Below are 16,644 nucleotides of genomic sequence, written 5' to 3' on the forward strand. Positions count from 1 at the left end.
TACTAACCCGCCTGCGCAGTTTTGTTTCTGTTTAAAATAGCATAGCAGACATACAGGAAAACCAGCCATATCGGGATCATTTCCACCGGCAGCTTCATTCCGGTGATCCACATCAGTACTAAAATACCCACCAGGAATATCAGGCAGATATAGTTAGACAACGGATAGATGAACGACGGGAATTTGGTAGGCAGCTGTTCCAGTTTCTTCTGTTGCCTGAATTTGATGTGTACCACGCTGATCATGATCCAGTTGATGATCAGGGCGGATACCACGAGTGACATCAGTACTTCCAGTGCCTGTTCAGGTATGAGTTTGTTGACCACAATGCAGATAGCGGCAAACAACGCGGATACCAGCGTGGCTTTTACCGGCACATGGTTTTTATTGAGCTGCGATAAAAAAGCCGGGGCATTGCCTTGCTGCGCAAGGCCGTACAGCATGCGGCTGTTGCTGTATACGCAACTGTTGTATACCGACAGGGCCGCTGTGAGCACAATGAGGTTCAGCACATTGGCGATCAGGCTGGTGAAGTAGATGGTTTTACCGAAAAGGGTGAATTCAAATCCCTTAAGGCTTTCAAATACCATTACAAACGGGCTGCTGTCTGTGGTGATGCTTTTCCAGGGAGATAGGGAGAAGAGGATAATCAGCGCGCCTACATAAAAGATGAGGATACGGTAGATCACCTGGTTGGTGGCCTTGGGGATGGTTTTCTCCGGTTTGTCGGCTTCCGCCGCCGTGATGCCGATCAGTTCCAGTCCGCCGAAGGAGAACATGATCATGGCGATAGCAGCAAAGAGGCCCTGGTATTTACCGTCGGCACCTTTTTCCAGTAATCCTTTCGGGAAGAAGCCTCCGTCATTCCAGAGATTTTCCACGCTGGCCTGTGTACCGCCACTGCCGCTGAAGAGCAGGTAAACGCCAAAAACGATCATCGAGATAATGGCGATCACTTTTACAATGGAGAACCAGAATTCTGCTTCGCCGTATACTTTTACGGAACTGAGGTTCAGGGCGTTGATGGCCACAAAAAAGAACAGGCTGGAAGTCCATAGCGGTATTTCCGGCCACCAGAAATGCACGTATACGCCGATGGCCGTCAGTTCGGACATGCTCACCAGGATATAGAGTATCCAGTAGTTCCAGCCGGAAGCGAAGCCCGCAAAGGTGCCCCAGTATTTATAGGCAAAGTGGCTGAAGCTGCCGGACACGGGTTCTTCCACCACCATTTCGCCCAGCTGGCGCATGATAAAGAAGGCGATAACACCTGCCATCGCATATCCGAGGATAACAGAAGGACCGGCCAGTACAGCGGCGGGGCCTATGCCCAGAAACAGGCCGGTGCCGATAGCGCCGCCCAGTGCAATCAGTTGAATGTGTCTGTTTTGCAGGCCTCTTTTAAGCTTCTGCGGAGTTGGTTGTTCTTTGGTTTGTATCAGTTCTTCCAAGGTAAAAACGGTGGGTAAGGTTGCAAGATGCGTAATTTCTGAAAAATGTAAACTAATAATATTTCACTTATTAGAAAAGTAAATTATATCAGGACAGCAGGAAAGCCTCGTCCCAGGGCAGGGGGTTGCCGGTTATATGGGACAAGAGGGACAGGCCGATGCCACTGCTGCCGTCCAGTAGGTCCCAGCAGTATCCCCATTGTTTGTCTGTCCCTTCCCAGCCACGGATGCCGTAGATGCCGGGTTGGTCAGAGAAGATAACCTTCTGCAGTGTATTTTGGTGCCAGTGGTCTGCTGCGGTCCGGAAAGCCGGTTCACCGGTTTCATACCAGAAGCGGCGGTAAAAAGCAGCGATACCTGCGGAGCCGTGGCACAGGCAGGCATCGACGATACCTGCGGCCTGGTCGGTATTCCGCCGCAGCGTATAATGCATCACGTCCAGCGCATGCTCCTGCCAGGTGTTTTCCTGTAATGTTTTGCCACATCGCCATAATGCGAGGGCCACGTTAAAATCGCCATAGCACCATGACAGGCGGCTGTAGGGCGCCCGTCCGTCGAGGATGCCGGGAAACAATGCATGAGCCGTATCCGGCTGCCGTGGATTCTGATGATGCCACATAAAGTCAATACACTCTCTGATCAGCTGCCGGCAGGTATCAGGGGCTATGCCGGCGATACAGGCCCGCGACAGCAATATCAGCAGGCTACAGGTGCCGTGCGCCAGGCTGAAGGTGTCCACTCCCGCATCTACTGGTTTTTCAAAGAGCACAAATACCGGCAGGCTGCGGCCGTTGGCTGTCATCCTGCTGACGGCAGCCAAGGCTGTCACAAATTTCTCCAGGTGCAGTCGTACCGCTTCATGGTGGGTATAGTCCAGCAGATGATGGCAGATGCCGGCGCTGCCATGCAGAAAATCAAAGTTCTGTACTGACAGGCACTTTTCACTTTCTGCGATGGCCGCCGGAATATAGCCATCGGCCAACCCGTTGATATCAATATCAATAAAATGATGTTTATGCAGATGATGCAGTAACCAGAATGGGCCTGTGGTACCGTTACAGTAGGAGTAGCCGGCCACCGGCTGCGGCTGCAGGGTACTGTACAGCTGTTGTAACCAGCTGCCCGCACAGGGCGCACTGTTGTCTACATATCTCTCATAGTAAAAAAGATACGGTAATACCCCCCAGGGGCCTTTTAAAAGGCTCTCTGCAAAATACGGGTCATAGGTTTTGGAGGCCAGTAACCGCAGATGGTCCTGGTAAATACGGGTCAGCACAGAGCTGGTTGTCATACATACGGAATTAAAAAAGCATGACAGCACAACGGCTGCCATGCTTTGTCAAAATGAAAATCAATTAGGACAGCCTGCCTGGGTGTTAGGCTGGGCACAGCAGGGCCAGCACCGCAATGGGGAGTCCATGGAAAGAGCAGTACGGAAAGGAGCACTCACCGCCTGTGGTGAATCGATCACGTCTGTTTCGTTCATCACAGCGATGGTCTCTTTCTGAAGGAAAAGTTTTTTGTCGAGGGACAGTTTTTCCGGTTGCATAAATTATGGTTTACAGGTTAAGAAAAGCTGAGGAAATATTTACAGCAGCACTTGCTTAATTACGACAGGTAACAAAAGTAATCGGGGGCGCATCGCAACATGGGAAACAACGTGCCGGTGAGTCCATGGAAAGCGCTGTCCTGTAAGGGGCGCTGATGGCCTGTGGACTCTGGACTACCTCCACGGGGTTCATAACGGCAACTGTTTCTTTTTGCAGGAAGAGTTTTCTGTCGAGGGATAATTTTTCCGGATGCATAGATTTATCGTTTACGGGTTAAAAAAGCAGTGGGAATCATTTACAGGTATATTAAATGTAACCCTTTTATTTTGTTCGTTGGCAGGGGGTGTAACGAAAAATTAGACATGGAAAGTTTTATGGACATACGTCGATATGTCCGAATGCAATATAACCGCAATAAGGGTGGTTATTTCCCGCTTATTTCCCGAATGAAGGCTGTTTCCTTTGCATCGAAAGGCGTGCCGTCTGCCCGGAAAATATCATGATACCAGATGGCTGGTTCCGGTTCTCCGCCTTTGTTTCCCTGTGGATAGTTGGTTTGCGTTTTACCGGCCACCAATCCCCAGTTGATGGCCCCGATGCCGGCTTTTTTCATCATAGGAAGATGTGTGGCGAAAGTGCTGTTGTTGGGCCGCTTCATATACTCGGAGCAGATAATGGGCCTGTTGTACCGCAGCAGTGTGTCGATGGCGCCCTGCATGGAAGTGCTGTCACGATAATTATGAAACGTGATGATATCTGATTGTTCGAGCTGGTATTGGTTGAAGTCGGTGAATTCCGCGTTCCATATGCCGATCGTGAGGGGTTGGAGAGGCGCCTCTGCGCGTGCCCAGGTGACTACATTTTTCAGCAGCGGCCAGCTTTTGGCGCCGTGTTTAAAATGCCCTGGTTCATTGTACAGGTCCCAGATGGTGACCCGCTGGTCCTGTTTAAAAGTACGGATGATATCCTGCACATATACACGCAGGGTGTCCATGAGCGTGGAATCGCGGTCTATCAGTCCGCCGGGGTCCTTGAGCCAGCCGCTGTTATGCACGCCGGGAACAGGCGCAGGCTGCGGGCCTGGCTGGTAGGTATCACGCCAGCAGTCGTCAAAGAAAACGAACATGGTGCCTATATGATGGCGGGAGGCAATATCAAGGTATTGACTGACCCGTTGTTTGAAACCTTCACGGTCCTGTTGCCATGCCAGGTGGTGCAGATATACCCGCATGATGTTAAACCCTGTTCCTGCAGCGTAACCCAGCTCCCTGTTGATGGTGGCCGTGTCAAAAGTAGCTGCCTGCCACATCTCCAGTTGATTGACAGCCGTAGAAGGAATGAAATTGGCCCCCAGCAGCCAGCCCTGCTGCTGATACCAGGCGGCAGCTTTTTCTGCAGGCCATGGGGACTGGGCACTGGCTGAGAAACGACAAAACAATACAATCAGGAACAAAAAACAGGCAGGATATTTCATGATAGCATTTAATAATGCTGTCAAATATCTACTATCCTTTCCATTCAACAATGTTAATTCATCTTTACTGCAACTCTGGTTTAAGTTTATCGATCAGTATACTGATAAACAGGAAACAGAGGACCATCGGGAACACCTGGTAACGGAAAACAATCGGAGAGGCGAGGATGCCAAACCCTGCATTGACCAACAACGTTACAAACACCAGCAGCAGGCTGTCACGGTATGGCCTGTCAGCAGTCTTTCGTGTGGCGGACACGGCCCATTTAACGATCAGCCCCAAAAACGCCAGGTTCAACAGCCCGAAGATAAAAGGAAAGAAAAACAACAATGCCTTTTGGGCATTGATAGAAGCCACTGAGCTCAACTCTTTAGAGGGATAATGAAACCAGTATACCGCCGTGCCGGACACATGATAACTACCAAGGTTATACTCCGATAATTTCTCCAGCGGCGGCACAAAATAATTCAGGGTATTGGGCAACAGGAAATAACGTGCAAAATAAAAGGGATGCTGCCGGATCATGTAACTGCCGTATTTTCCGTATACCGGTGATACACTGCCCCATGACTGAATACCGCCGGTGGAATCGTCTTTAGGGCCATAAGTCAGCTCCATATATTTTTTTAACGGCGCCTGGGGGTGTTTGAGGTAAACGGCTCCGTCGATAGGAGAAGGAATTGCACCTCCTTTAGGAACAATATCACGGAAGAAATGTACCACCTCCTTGTGGAATGCTTCGCAGCCTGCCGGTGGCTCCGGATAATCTTTCAGGTAGGGAAACATGTACAGGGCGTTGTTGGCCATCTGCCAGCCACCGAAAACAGAGAACTGGGCAGTGCCGGTCACCTTACGGGTAGCCTGCTCTGTAAACTTGATAAATCCCGCTATCAATACCAGCGGCGCTAAGATGCCCACCAGCTTAAAGGAAATTTTCTGCCGGCACCGCAACAACACCAGCGCAGTGATCAGTGGATAATACATGGCATTGTACCGAACGGTAAACGCTATGGCGATGATGATGGTGTGTGCCAGCAACAAAAACCAGGAAGGACGGTATATCAGCCATAACAACTGTGCAAACCAGATGAGGCTCAGCGCAAGGAACAACCCGTCGCTGGAAATATAGTTGCAGATATAGAGGATCAGCGGATTGAACAACAACACATAAAAAATCACCTTTCTTGTTTGCTCTCCGGGTTGTAGCCAGTAACTCACCGTAAAAAACAGGTAGAGCGCAGCACATTGTGCCAGTATATACTGAAAAGCCACCAGCGCGGTATCTGAATGACTGATCACGTGGAAGAGCCGCAGAAAAACGGTATAGCCGATAGGCCAGAGGTTCACCTCCTGTTTGAGGATGGCGGCATAGATGTAACTATAGGAGTCTGAAAAAAAATCACCATACGGATAAAGGACTTTAAAAATCACCAGCTGTACCAGGATGGCAATAGCTGCAATCTTCAGGTACTGGCGGTTGAAAGGGTTCTTCAGTACATATTGCATTAACGTTTGAGGGAAATAAGGCATAGCACAACTTTATTTGTTACTAATATTAATTACAGTGGCTGCTTTCCTACTGACAGTTGAGGGGTTGGCAGGTTAAGAAATTATTATCTTTCTGCTGCGGAAATACAGCAATAATCGGGTTTTCAGGCAGAGAGTCCATCAGCACCTTCGCAGTATAATTTACTGATAATATGATGCAGCAATTTAACGGAAAGGTGGTCTTCATAACAGGAGGCACCAATGGAATGGGTTTTGCCACCGCACAGGAATTTATAGGGGCCGGCGCCCGTGTGATCATTACAGGCAGAAGCCGGGAAACGGTAGATAAAGCCGTGGCGGCACTGGGGCCAATGGCTGCCGGCATCGTCTCCGACGCGGGAAAGATGACAGACATCCTCGCGTTGCCGGCGCAGCTACGGCAACATACGGCTACCGTCGATGTACTGTTCGTTAATGCCGGATATGGAAAGTTCGCCCCCATTGAACAGGTGAACGAAGCACATTTTGATGAGTTGTTCGGTATACTGGTGAAGGGAACTTTCTTTACCGTACAGCAGCTGTTGCCGATGATGACATCCGGTGGTGCCATTATCCTGAACACGTCCTTTGTAACGTCCTTTGGTATACAGCACTTCTCTGTGTACACTGCGGCCAAAGCGGCTGTTCAGTCTTTCATTAAAACCTTTTCTATGGAGTGTACGGCCAGAGGTATACGGGTCAATGGCATCAGTCCGGGATATATCAGGACCAACATTTTTAACAATACCGGTTTGTCAGCTGAAGAGATCAGGGGAGCAGTTGACAGTGTGATACCAACGTTACCGTATAAACGTTTCGGAGAGCCGTGGGAAATAGCGAAGACCGTCTTGTTCCTGGCTTCGCCTGATGCGGGATATATTCATGGCGCTGAAATACTGGTGGACGGCGGGCTGTCGAATGCGAAATAGTCCGGTAGCAGTCTGTCTATCATGTACAGTGAATACGGTCTGTGAGATGATTAATAGGAATAAGAAGCGGTAAAATACAAGTGAATGAGTTAACACGGATACGTGTAAGGAGGGCACGAAGGCCCTCCTTTTCTTTGTTTCTCTTTATTTGAAATTCCAGAGGAATAACAAATAGGTATCAAATTGATGCAGATATGATTGCTGTGGTATTTGCTGCCTTGTCCAGGTGCCGTAGGCGCCGATAGTGGCCCTTGACCGGATGGTTTTCTGAAACCCTGCGGTAAGCGATGTGGACGTGAACCCTGCCACTTTACCGAATTGAAAGTTACGGCTGCGGTCGTCCGGAGAGGCGCCGATATTACCGATCAGGGCGATGAAGTCCTTCTGGTCATTGAGGTAAAAACGGTTGGTCAGCGTATACGCCTGGTACCATTGATGTTCGTCGTTGGTGAAGAAACCACGCAGGTTCACCCAGTAGTTACCGAAATATTTTGCTACGGAAGCCACGGCAGAATAAGTATTGATACTGTCGCTTTTTACGTAACGTCCACCCAGCTCACCTTCCCAGCCTTTATTGAAATTCCGGAAGAGGGAATAACCGGCGCGGACGGTAGGAAACACGTCGGAGTTGGACCATCCGAACAATCCGTAGGAATAGTACCGGGGATTGTGGGTATAGTAGGTTTCTGCTTCCAGCTGGATACCGTTGCCGGCTTCCCTGGTGCCATAGTTAACCCTTCCGGTGATAGTGCCCCGCTGAAAACGGTGCAGGTATTGCAGGGAAGTGATACTGGCCGGCTCCAGGTCTCTGCTGTAAACAGATTGCAGATGGATCACGCCGATCTGGTTTTTATACGTATAGCCGTTGAGGTGGTCTGCGTATTGTTGCCATTTTTTTTCACCGGGTTGTAGTTTACGCAGCTGTCCGGCTACGAGTGCCGCATCCGCATAGCGGTGCAGTTGCTCCAGTGCATTGGCTTTCTGCGACAGCAGCGCCGGCTGGCTGGCATTTAAAGCCAGGCCTTTGTTGGCATATACCAGCACGGAGTCGTACTGTTTACGGGCCGTAGCGGTGGCGGTGAGGTCGTACAGCACGTTGGTATCGGCTGGCGCCAGGGCATAGGCGGTTTGGTACAATGTCCAGGCGCTGTCCCATTGTTGTTTTTCGCGTAATTGTTTACCATATGCCAGCAGCTGGTCGAGGTACATTTGCCGCAGTGCAGTATCTGCGGGGTACTGGCGGTGCAGGTCAGCAGCGATCGTGCTGGCCGCGGTATACTGACCGGCCTGTTGTAACAGGGCGGATTTCTTTTGCAGCAGCAGGGAGTCGTTGTTAAACTGATGTAATGCGCGGGTGGTATAATCCAGTGCCTGTGCCGTTTGTTGCTGCCCGTTTTTCATATTGATCAGGTACATCCAGGCGTCCTTGTTGACCGGCGCATATTGCAACACTTTCAACAGTAATGGCTCTGCGGTATTATATTGCTTTTGTGCCATAGCACTTCTGGCCGCCAGCATGGTTTGATCTATATACGCCTGACGGTAACGTGTTACGGCGGGGTAGCGGGCCATGAGTCTTTCGCTGATGGCGGCCGCTTCGTCGTAATGTTGGGTGGCTTCCAGGAGGCCTGATTTTTTAAACAGTAAAGCGGTGTCAGCTGGCTGTTTGGCCAGCACCTGGTCAACGAGGGACAAGGCTGTCTGAGGTTCACCCAGGGCGGTTTTTACATTGGCCAGTAGCAGCAGCAGTTCGCTCCTGCCAGGCACTTGTTTGAGGGCCGCTTGCAGGACGGCAGCAGCTTCTTCCGGTTTCTGCATTTGAACCAGCCTGCTGGCGCGTGAGAGTTGCAGGTCGGTATAGATTTGCTCATGCGTCGCTCCGGGATGAAGCTGCAACAGCTTGCCGGCTGTGGCGGTGGCCGTGCTGTGGTCCTGCATTTTTTCCTGTATGCCGATCTGTTTTCTCAGGATATCGACATCACCGGGAAATGCCTGTAATGCTTTATTGCACCAATCGTTGGCGGCAGTATAGTTGCCGCGCTGATCGGCCTGATTGATCAATTGAATATATAAAGCTTTATTGTCTGGCTGAAGTTTCAGTAACTGTTCGGTGTATACGGTTGTGGTGTCTGACTGTCGTGCCAGGGCTGTGTATACGTCTGCCAGGTGTTGTTTGTACAGTGGCTGTCCGGGATAGCGTTTGTGCAGCCATTTGGCATCTTCCAGCGCAGCGGTATAGTTGCCGCCGGCCAGTTGTATAGCAGAGCGTTTCAGTCGCCACAGGGCGCTGTCCGGCTGCAGGGCCGATAATTGACTGTAATAGGAGATCGCTTCCCGCGTGCGGCCTTCTCTTTCCATGACAGAGGCCATTCCCTGTAGTGCTTCGATATTGTTTTTGTCTTTCAGCAATACCTGTGCGTACATTTTTTCAGATCCGTCCAGGTCGCCGGATTTACGGCCGCGGCGGGCGGCCTGCATCTGATAGTCTGCCAGCAGGGAAGCTACTTTAGGGTCTGAGATGTAGTGGCTGCGTAACAGTCCCATGGTGGTCGCCTGTGTGACCACATCGCCGCTTTCCTGTGCCAGTCCGTATTTTTTGAGCAGCAGGTCTTTGTCGAGCGGTGTCTTCGCCAGCAACATGTCCACATAACAGGCTGCTTCGGAAGCATTGCCCTGGCTGTAGTAAAGGTTGACCAGTGAATGCAGGGCGTCACTGTTGTCCGGATCTTTTCTGAGTACTGCGTTCCATTCAAAGGCGGCAGCCACGGGCTGACCGGTTTCCTGGTATAATTTACCCAGCAGGAGGCGGATGTCTGTATAGTCCGGGCTTTGGGACAAAGCCTTTTTACAGAATTTGATCGCTTTGGGATAATCTTTTTCTTCGTTGCGTGCTTTTAAAGCCAGTTTATACAACACGTCGGAAGAAACGAGGCCGCTGCGTTGTGCGCTCAGTCCTGAGTATATTAATAACAAGGAGAAGAAGAATGCAATACAACTCTTTTCCACACTCCGCTGTAACATGATCTTTAGATGGTTTTTTGAAGGTTTGGAGATTGATTGAATCCTTGCCGCTGCATATTTCCCCAGGTATGTTTTTTACCGGTGAGCTGATTAAAATATCCTCTGATGGCACAAAAGAGTACCGTCGGGTGATATATGAAAGGCTCTGCCAGTGCGAGAATACAGAGCTGCCATACTTCTTTCCAGCTTTGGTAATAGCGGAAAATCAGCTGGTCCCACAACATGGAGAGGGAAGTGATCAATATCGAGAAAGTATAGATAAACACGAGGAGAATGATCGCGTAGTCCCAGTTGATCAGGTGGTTTACTATAATGTAGATGTAATAGATGATACCTGCAAACTCGATCAGGGGGGCCAGGAGCTCAAAGAAGAAGTTATAGGGGAAGATGATCAGCCCTAATTTTTTGTATTTCGGGTTGAACAATACTTTTCTGTGTTTGCCGAAAATTTGTGCGAGGCCTCTGGCCCAGCGCACCCGTTGCCGGAAGAATATTTTATAGGTGGCCGGAACTTCCGTCCAGCAAAGTGTTTCAGGGATATAGTGGATGCGGTAGGGCAGGTCCTGTTCGCACATGTACCGGCACATGCGTACCACCATGTCCATATCTTCGCCGAAAGAGCCGGGATCATAACCGCCGGATTTGATCACGATGTCCTTGTCAAATAAGCCAAGGCCGCCGGACACGTTGGGAACGGCGTTGATGAAGGTCCAGCCCATTTTGCCCAGCAGGTAGGAGCGGATATATTCCATTTCCTGGAAGCGGGGCAGCAACGACCTGGGCACCCGTACACGGGTGATCACGCCGGCTTCCACATCGCAGGAGTTGGCCGCACGCAAAGGGGCGCCGGTGGCAATCACTCTTTGCGGATCGTCCATGAAGGGCTTGATCAGCTTCAGCAGGGTGTCGCGGGCCAGGATACAATCTACATCGGTATTCAGGAAATAGTCGAAAGAAGAGGCGTTGATACCGGCGTTCACCGCATCGGCCTTGCTTTTACCATTGACTTTATCCAACACCAGCAATTTGGAATAAGCCGGGTTGGTGGATTTAAAAAAACGTTTTACGGCCTGACTGGGGATCTGTTGACGGTAGGCGAAGTTGACTTCTGTCAGTTCAAATTCGTCGATTAGTTTTTGCAGGGTATCGTCTTTGCTGCCATCGTTTACGATGACCACCTCAAACCGGGGGTAGTTGAGCGCCAGCAGCGACCGTACGTTGGCGATGATGGTGACGCCTTCATTGTAGGCCGGTGCGATCACCGATATGCCGGGTGTTAGGGGAGAGGCCACCAGCATTTGCTGGCCTCTTATTTTATTTTTCCACAGGCTGCGGCGGATGGCGATGAGTGACAACACGGCCAGCAGGATGTAAAAGAGGAATAACCCTGCACAATAGATGAATATCGCGCTTTCGTAGAAATCGGTTATGTGTTTGAGTATCGCAGTTTGCATGATTAATATTTAATCAGGGGGTTCAGACTGTGTTGCAGTACCTGTTGCCTGGTGCCGGTGAGCGATTCCTGTAACCGGGCTATCAGGCCACTGGCGAGTGCTTTGTGTGCTACAATGGAATGCGCGGCGTGTTTCATCAATAGAAAATCTTCTGTTTGTTCCAGTTCCTGCCGAAGGAAGTCAATGAAGTCTCCGGAGCCGATACGGCCCAGGGCTTTCAGTATTTCCAGTTTACAACTGTCCGGTTGTTGGGGGTACATCTTCACCAGTATTGGTTCCGCTTCCAGTGCCATCAGTTTGCCGAGGTTGTTGATGGTCAGCGCCCGCAGTTGTTCATCGGGCGTGTCCAGCATTTTAATCATCGCCGGAATGGCGTCCGGCTGCTGGAAATAAGCCGCCAGCTTAAGGCACAAAGAGATAACACTGGGATGGTACCGTGTGTCGATCCATTGAGCGAAGGAGGGCATGGGGATGTCTTTCCGGAGGGAAATAATCCGGAACAGTTCAAACTGTTCCCATGCCAGCAGTGGTTCTTTTACATGACTGAAAAATTCAAACGGTGCATCAGGAGAGCATTGTACCCAATAGGAACACGCTAATTCGCGGATGTACCGGTCGGGGCTCTGGGTGAGGGCCAGTACGTGTTCTTTTTCGAGCAGTACGCCCATGCCGGATAATTCCACCAGGGCGTTGGTGACCGCTTTACGCTGGCCGGACCTCAGGGCTGCCGCGGATTTGTGGTGCAGTCCCAGGTCGAGGTAGAGCTGCCGGAGCAGTCGCGGAATATCGCCGGTGAAGTTATTGCGATATTCCAGCAACTGGTCTATCAGTACGCCGGCCACCCACTTTTTATGCAGCGGGAGCGCCCTGAATGCGTCCAGTGGCAATACTACCGGTGCTTCCGGATCACCTACTGCCTTGTAGATAATGTGTTCCAGCAATAGGTCGTTCACCTGCTCGCGCATCGGTCTTTCTTTCTTTGCGCGGCGCTGTTTTCGCCACCGGAAAAGAATCATGTACACATATGCCGCGATAGTACCGGTAACGGCCAGCACGCTAACAATGATAGCTATCTGAATCACCAGCGGGAAGTAGGCGAAATAATAGAAAAGATCGTCCAACCACTCCCGGAGCGATGTTGTGGTATCCATTAAGGGGTAGTTAATAACTAATGAATCAAATGGTTTTTTTCTTTTTGTTGAATCAGACGTTTTACTCGTGAAGAAAGTTCTGCCGGATTAAACGGCTTTTTCAGATAATCATCCACGCCGATGTCAAAGCCTTCTGTGATGGTTTTTTCGTGTGTAACTGCAGATAAAACCAGTATCGGAATATCGAGATGAAGCTCGTTACGCATTTTACTGACCAGTTCCATGCCATTGGCGTATGGTAACATCAGGTCTGTGATAACCAGGTCAAATTTGGATTTTTGGAGATACTGCATCGCATCCTGCCCGTTTCTGGCGATACTGATGATATAATCCTGTTTCCTTAAAATGATTTCAATTGCCTTACAAACAAATTCATCATCTTCCACTAAGAGAACACTATACATAAGTGATTGTTTTTGATTGATTAAAAAAATCCTTTTTTTAGATAGTTGCATGACAATAACCGGCCCGGATCGCATGGATAGCCGCATGCAATTGCACAGTGATTAGATACTATAAATAAAAACAGGAGTTAGCCCATCCCTTGCTCTTAAGGGGTTCACAGAGGTTTCATGGTAATAACAAGCAGGTTAACTTCAATAAAAAGATGGCATTTTTTAGTGACTCAAAACTCGAACTTCTTGTCTAGCAAAGATATGCATATTCTGTGCCAAATACGTAAACATTAACAATACGTTTACTATGGGGAAGAAATTAATATGAACTGAAAATAGAATAGATTAAATATTTAAATCATTTCATTCCGTGGTTTTCAGGCTCTTGCCTCACACCTGCCGCCCGGCAATTATCCTTTGGTTGCCCTCCCGGTAAGCCGATGGCACAATAGCTGCGGTAGTTTTAAACGGCATGTATTATTTAAACAAGACACCCGGGAAATAGTTTTGTGTAACAATATTGTTACCTGTAAATTTGTAACAAGATTGTTACAAGTTATGGAGACGAGACGAGATGTTTTTCATGCTATCGCTGACCCTACCAGGCGCGCTATCCTGCATATGCTGGCAGGAAAGAAGATGAACCTGAACGCCGTGGCGGACCGGTTCGACATCAGCCGCCCGGCCATTTCCCGGCATATTAAGGTATTGACGGAATGTGGGATGGTGATCATCAAACAGGAGGGACGTGAACGTTATTGTATCGCCAACCCTCAGCCATTAAAGGAAGTGGAGGCGTGGATGAAGACCTATAAAGACTTCTGGGCTGACAGCCTCGACGCTTTGGATGAATTCCTGAAAAAACAACGTACCAGAAAAAAATAAGCTTAACCATATGAAAAAAGTAACCGATAAACGCGTTTTTGTTCAGGTGGAAAGGACTTTTGACGAGCCCGCCGAAACTATTTTCGATGCCTGGCTGGATATAGAAATGCTCAGCCACTGGATGTTTGGTCCCGCTGTGCGCAACGAGGAAATTCTGAACCTCACCAATGACCCACGCCCGGGAGGCCGCTTCAGCTACCAGGTGAAACGTGGCAACGAGATACTCAACCACATCGGCGCTTACCTGGAAGTAAAACGTCCCTCCCTGCTGGTATTCACCTGGGGCGTAGATATTGAACCGGCAGAAGAAAGCGTGGTGACCATCCGCATTACGCCTACCGCTACCGGTTGCCTCCTGCAACTGGATCATGATATGGACCTTAAATGGTCAGCTTATGCAGACCGTACTGAAGAAGGATGGACTTATATGACTGGGTTGCTGCATGATTATCTGCAAAGGAAAAAGGCTAAATAAATAACCCCCGGGCGTAAGCCGGGGGCTCAAATACAGATCAAACACCCCGGAGGAAATTAAACACTCCCGGCTGTTTGGTGGCATGCCGATTAGGGAACTACCACCACATTGGTAGAATTAGTCTGTTGTATCACAGCCGTTAACGGCCGCGTTTCCCCGGAGAAGTTATTCCGGCTGATGGTACAACTGTCTGTTGTGTTCAGATAAATGCCATAATGTAGCCCGGGCTGGATAAACCCGCTGACATTACTGTTGAAAGTATTATTTCCCACCTTGCTGCCTGTGGCATTGAACAAAGTGATACCATGCTGCGCAAAGTTTTCTATTGTATTATCATTGATCAGGATGCCATGGTGGGGCCGGGAAGGCGCGATGGCATCTATATAACGGCTACCCTGTAAAACGATCTTCTTAAATTTTACGGTAATGGCGCCTTCATCTGCCCCCAGGTTATCATAGGCACAGTCACGGATGTTATTGCGTAAAATACTGACCTTGCTGCTGTACAGGCCATTGATCCACTGTGCGGCCTCGTTGTACAAGGCTACAGCGGGAGAGGAACAATTATACAGACGATTGCTGTCAACCGCACCATTGGCAGCACGCAGTATCACACCGCGGCCACGGACCGTGAACTGGTTGTTGTACACATAAAACTGTTCATTGCGACGAGTGCTGTTGTATAGTTGTGCGTTCTGTTGCTGGTCTGATAGATTGATATCTGCCATGGCGGCATAGCTGCTGTCTGCAATAGCAGGCGTGAACTGCACGGTGAAAGTGCCCTGTCCTGTATTGGCTTGTACGCTGGTGACGGTGAAGTTTTGGGAGATGATATTGCCTGTTTTCGGAATATAGATATCGAAGCGGTCACCTGTTTTGAGGTTCATGTAATCGCTTTTTACAGTGAGGCTGTTGGTCGCGTTTTTAGCAGTGATCACCATGCCTTTGTTATAGAGTGCCACGCCATCGTCGCCGTTGCCGGTAAAGGAGGAATTTTCCACCCAAGGACCGATGGTATTGCCACGGCAATGTACCCCGTCGGCATTGGCAGAGACGAAGCGGGTATTGTCTTTTAGAGCGGAATGGCAATTGAGCACTTTCATGTCCCCGCCATCAAAAGCGTAGTAACATCCCATCGGGCTGGCGTAGTTGGTGATGTTGCTGAAGGTGAGATCGGTGCAGTTGGTGGTGCTGATAAACGAGCCCATATTGGTGCGGCACAGGATAGTAAGGATATCACCTGTGGCGAAGTATTTGCCGGAAGTGGAACCTGGATGCACAATGTTGTACTCTGCAGGACTGGTGCCGGCAATATACGCAGCGTCACCGGGCACCAGCCCGAAAGCATTGCCTATACCGGGTTTTACTGCACCGGGGTGTGCAGGGTCCAGCAGGTAGGCCCATGACCAGTGTGTGGTGAACGACGGGTTATTGGTGATGGCAGGGTAGTAGGGCGATGTTTGTCCGGCTACGCTGCGAAGCCTCGCCCGCACATTGAGCGTATTGGGATTACTGGTATCTACCTGGATGATGTCCAGGAGTGAATGGGGCAGCGGGTCCCAGTCAACCGTAAACCCTTTGACCGTGATACGGTTGGAATTGCGGAAGTTCAGAAAACCTGTTTCCGGGTGGTTCATGACCGTAATTGACGCCTGGTTGCCATCGATGATCAGATCGTTGACGCCGGTGTAAGAGAACATAAAACTGCCGGTGGCGCCGGGGTCCAGGGCATAATGGCCGTTGGCTGCAAACTGCACCGTGGCCGGTGTATGTTTGACGGCGGTGTCAAGAATAGCTTTCACCTGGGCATAGGTACTGTTGTCCGGCACTGTGTATAAGTTGGCGGTAGTGGCGACCGTATAGCTGTAACGGACAGACCATGGGCTGCCGTTACCACTGGCATCGACCGCTTTGACCCGCCAATAGAGTTTCCCGGCGGGGAGTGGCTGAAGTGGCACATAACGGGTAACGGGCAAGCCTGCACGTTGTGCAAGTATGTTGGTAAAACCGGTATCGGCTGCGATCATGATATCGTAACTGCGGGCTTGGGGAACAGCGCTCCAGGTAAAACCAGGGTGGGGCATATAGCCGGAGCTGCCATTCAGCGGCGTGGCGGGTACAGGAACGGTTTGCGCGTACAGGGACTGGGAGCCAACAAACAACAGGGCAAAAAACATACTGATCTTTTTCATACGTGAATAATTTTGGTGAGCAGTTGACATGATCATATCACTCCAAAGATTCTTTCCTCACCGCATACCCGCAAAAAATACACGACGTTTTTCGTATGGGAACATTCCCTTTCTGCGGGAATGTTCCCATACGAAAAAG

General features: G+C 49.9%; 13 protein-coding genes. 3 read left to right on the top strand and 10 right to left on the bottom strand.

Annotation, left to right across the window (positions count from 1 at the left end):
* Positions 1-2 precede the first annotated feature (2 nt).
* From ACTJJS_RS08215 to ACTJJS_RS08235, 5 genes are all read right to left on the bottom strand, one after another.
* Entirely contained in the window at positions 3-1,451 is a 1,449-nt protein-coding gene (locus ACTJJS_RS08215; protein WP_343743972.1) for an amino acid permease, read from the bottom strand.
* An 88-nt stretch (positions 1,452-1,539) separates the two neighbouring features.
* Positions 1,540-2,742: a lanthionine synthetase LanC family protein gene (locus tag ACTJJS_RS08220; RefSeq protein ID WP_440663265.1), complete on the bottom strand. Its 1,203-nt coding sequence runs from the start codon at positions 2,740-2,742 to the stop codon at positions 1,540-1,542.
* Between the two features lie 60 nt (positions 2,743-2,802).
* On the bottom strand, positions 2,803-3,000 hold the full coding sequence (locus ACTJJS_RS08225) for a class I lanthipeptide (RefSeq protein ID WP_168872453.1): 198 nt from the start codon (positions 2,998-3,000) through the stop codon (positions 2,803-2,805).
* A 425-nt stretch (positions 3,001-3,425) separates the two neighbouring features.
* The gene (locus ACTJJS_RS08230; RefSeq protein ID WP_440663266.1) at positions 3,426-4,475 is read right to left on the bottom strand and encodes a 1,4-beta-xylanase; all 1,050 of its coding nucleotides are present in this window, start codon (positions 4,473-4,475) and stop codon (positions 3,426-3,428) included.
* 64 nt (positions 4,476-4,539) lie between these two features.
* Positions 4,540-6,006 carry a hypothetical protein gene (locus tag ACTJJS_RS08235; protein WP_440663268.1) on the bottom strand — a complete coding sequence of 489 codons (1,467 nt, stop codon included), beginning with the start codon at positions 6,004-6,006 and terminating at the stop codon, positions 4,540-4,542.
* Between the two features lie 170 nt (positions 6,007-6,176).
* Between ACTJJS_RS08235 and ACTJJS_RS08240 the strand changes: the two genes are divergently transcribed.
* On the top strand, positions 6,177-6,932 hold the full coding sequence (locus ACTJJS_RS08240) for an SDR family oxidoreductase (protein ID WP_440663270.1): 756 nt from the start codon (positions 6,177-6,179) through the stop codon (positions 6,930-6,932).
* 144 nt (positions 6,933-7,076) lie between these two features.
* Here ACTJJS_RS08240 and ACTJJS_RS08245 read toward each other — a convergent pair whose 3' ends face one another.
* Genes ACTJJS_RS08245 through ACTJJS_RS08260 form a run of 4 tightly spaced genes read right to left on the bottom strand, consistent with a single transcriptional unit; the run spans position 7,077 to position 12,962 of the window.
* Positions 7,077-9,953: a tetratricopeptide repeat protein gene (locus ACTJJS_RS08245; RefSeq protein ID WP_440663272.1), complete on the bottom strand. Its 2,877-nt coding sequence runs from the start codon at positions 9,951-9,953 to the stop codon at positions 7,077-7,079.
* A 5-nt stretch (positions 9,954-9,958) separates the two neighbouring features.
* Positions 9,959-11,407, bottom strand: a complete 1,449-nt coding sequence (locus tag ACTJJS_RS08250; RefSeq protein ID WP_343743977.1) for a glycosyltransferase family 2 protein — start codon at positions 11,405-11,407, stop codon at positions 9,959-9,961.
* Positions 11,408-11,409: 2 nt separating this feature from the next.
* Positions 11,410-12,558 carry a HEAT repeat domain-containing protein gene (locus ACTJJS_RS08255; RefSeq protein ID WP_440663273.1) on the bottom strand — a complete coding sequence of 383 codons (1,149 nt, stop codon included), beginning with the start codon at positions 12,556-12,558 and terminating at the stop codon, positions 11,410-11,412.
* 17 nt (positions 12,559-12,575) lie between these two features.
* Positions 12,576-12,962, bottom strand: a complete 387-nt coding sequence (locus ACTJJS_RS08260; RefSeq protein ID WP_168872460.1) for a response regulator transcription factor — start codon at positions 12,960-12,962, stop codon at positions 12,576-12,578.
* Between the two features lie 549 nt (positions 12,963-13,511).
* Between ACTJJS_RS08260 and ACTJJS_RS08265 the strand changes: the two genes are divergently transcribed.
* Complete coding sequence (locus ACTJJS_RS08265; RefSeq protein WP_168872461.1) at positions 13,512-13,838, top strand: ArsR/SmtB family transcription factor; 327 nt, start codon at positions 13,512-13,514, stop codon at positions 13,836-13,838.
* A gap of 10 nt (positions 13,839-13,848) precedes the next feature.
* Positions 13,849-14,313 (top strand): SRPBCC family protein, encoded by a 465-nt coding sequence (locus ACTJJS_RS08270; RefSeq protein WP_440663274.1) that lies wholly within the window; start codon positions 13,849-13,851, stop codon positions 14,311-14,313.
* Between the two features lie 89 nt (positions 14,314-14,402).
* Here ACTJJS_RS08270 and ACTJJS_RS08275 read toward each other — a convergent pair whose 3' ends face one another.
* Positions 14,403-16,505, bottom strand: a complete 2,103-nt coding sequence (locus tag ACTJJS_RS08275; protein ID WP_440663275.1) for a right-handed parallel beta-helix repeat-containing protein — start codon at positions 16,503-16,505, stop codon at positions 14,403-14,405.
* Positions 16,506-16,644: the final 139 nt, after the last annotated feature.

The organism is Chitinophaga sp. 22308, from assembly GCF_052045305.1.
Classification (GTDB): Bacteria; Bacteroidota; Bacteroidia; order Chitinophagales; family Chitinophagaceae; genus Chitinophaga; species Chitinophaga varians_A.

What these genes read in the sequence shown, in the direction of transcription:
- ACTJJS_RS08220 (WP_440663265.1), bottom strand. Translation starts at nt 2,742, where the DNA reads ATGACAACCAGCTCTGTGCTGACCCGTATTTACCAGGACCATCTGCGG.
- ACTJJS_RS08225 (WP_168872453.1), bottom strand. Translation starts at nt 3,000, where the DNA reads ATGCAACCGGAAAAACTGTCCCTCGACAAAAAACTTTTCCTTCAGAAA.
- ACTJJS_RS08230 (WP_440663266.1), bottom strand. Translation starts at nt 4,475, where the DNA reads ATGAAATATCCTGCCTGTTTTTTGTTCCTGATTGTATTGTTTTGTCGT.
- ACTJJS_RS08235 (WP_440663268.1), bottom strand. Translation starts at nt 6,006, where the DNA reads ATGCCTTATTTCCCTCAAACGTTAATGCAATATGTACTGAAGAACCCT.
- ACTJJS_RS08240 (WP_440663270.1), top strand. Translation starts at nt 6,177, where the DNA reads ATGATGCAGCAATTTAACGGAAAGGTGGTCTTCATAACAGGAGGCACC.
- ACTJJS_RS08245 (WP_440663272.1), bottom strand. Translation starts at nt 9,953, where the DNA reads ATGTTACAGCGGAGTGTGGAAAAGAGTTGTATTGCATTCTTCTTCTCC.
- ACTJJS_RS08250 (WP_343743977.1), bottom strand. Translation starts at nt 11,407, where the DNA reads ATGCAAACTGCGATACTCAAACACATAACCGATTTCTACGAAAGCGCG.
- ACTJJS_RS08255 (WP_440663273.1), bottom strand. Translation starts at nt 12,558, where the DNA reads ATGGATACCACAACATCGCTCCGGGAGTGGTTGGACGATCTTTTCTAT.
- ACTJJS_RS08260 (WP_168872460.1), bottom strand. Translation starts at nt 12,962, where the DNA reads ATGTATAGTGTTCTCTTAGTGGAAGATGATGAATTTGTTTGTAAGGCA.
- ACTJJS_RS08265 (WP_168872461.1), top strand. Translation starts at nt 13,512, where the DNA reads ATGGAGACGAGACGAGATGTTTTTCATGCTATCGCTGACCCTACCAGG.
- ACTJJS_RS08270 (WP_440663274.1), top strand. Translation starts at nt 13,849, where the DNA reads ATGAAAAAAGTAACCGATAAACGCGTTTTTGTTCAGGTGGAAAGGACT.
- ACTJJS_RS08275 (WP_440663275.1), bottom strand. Translation starts at nt 16,505, where the DNA reads ATGAAAAAGATCAGTATGTTTTTTGCCCTGTTGTTTGTTGGCTCCCAG.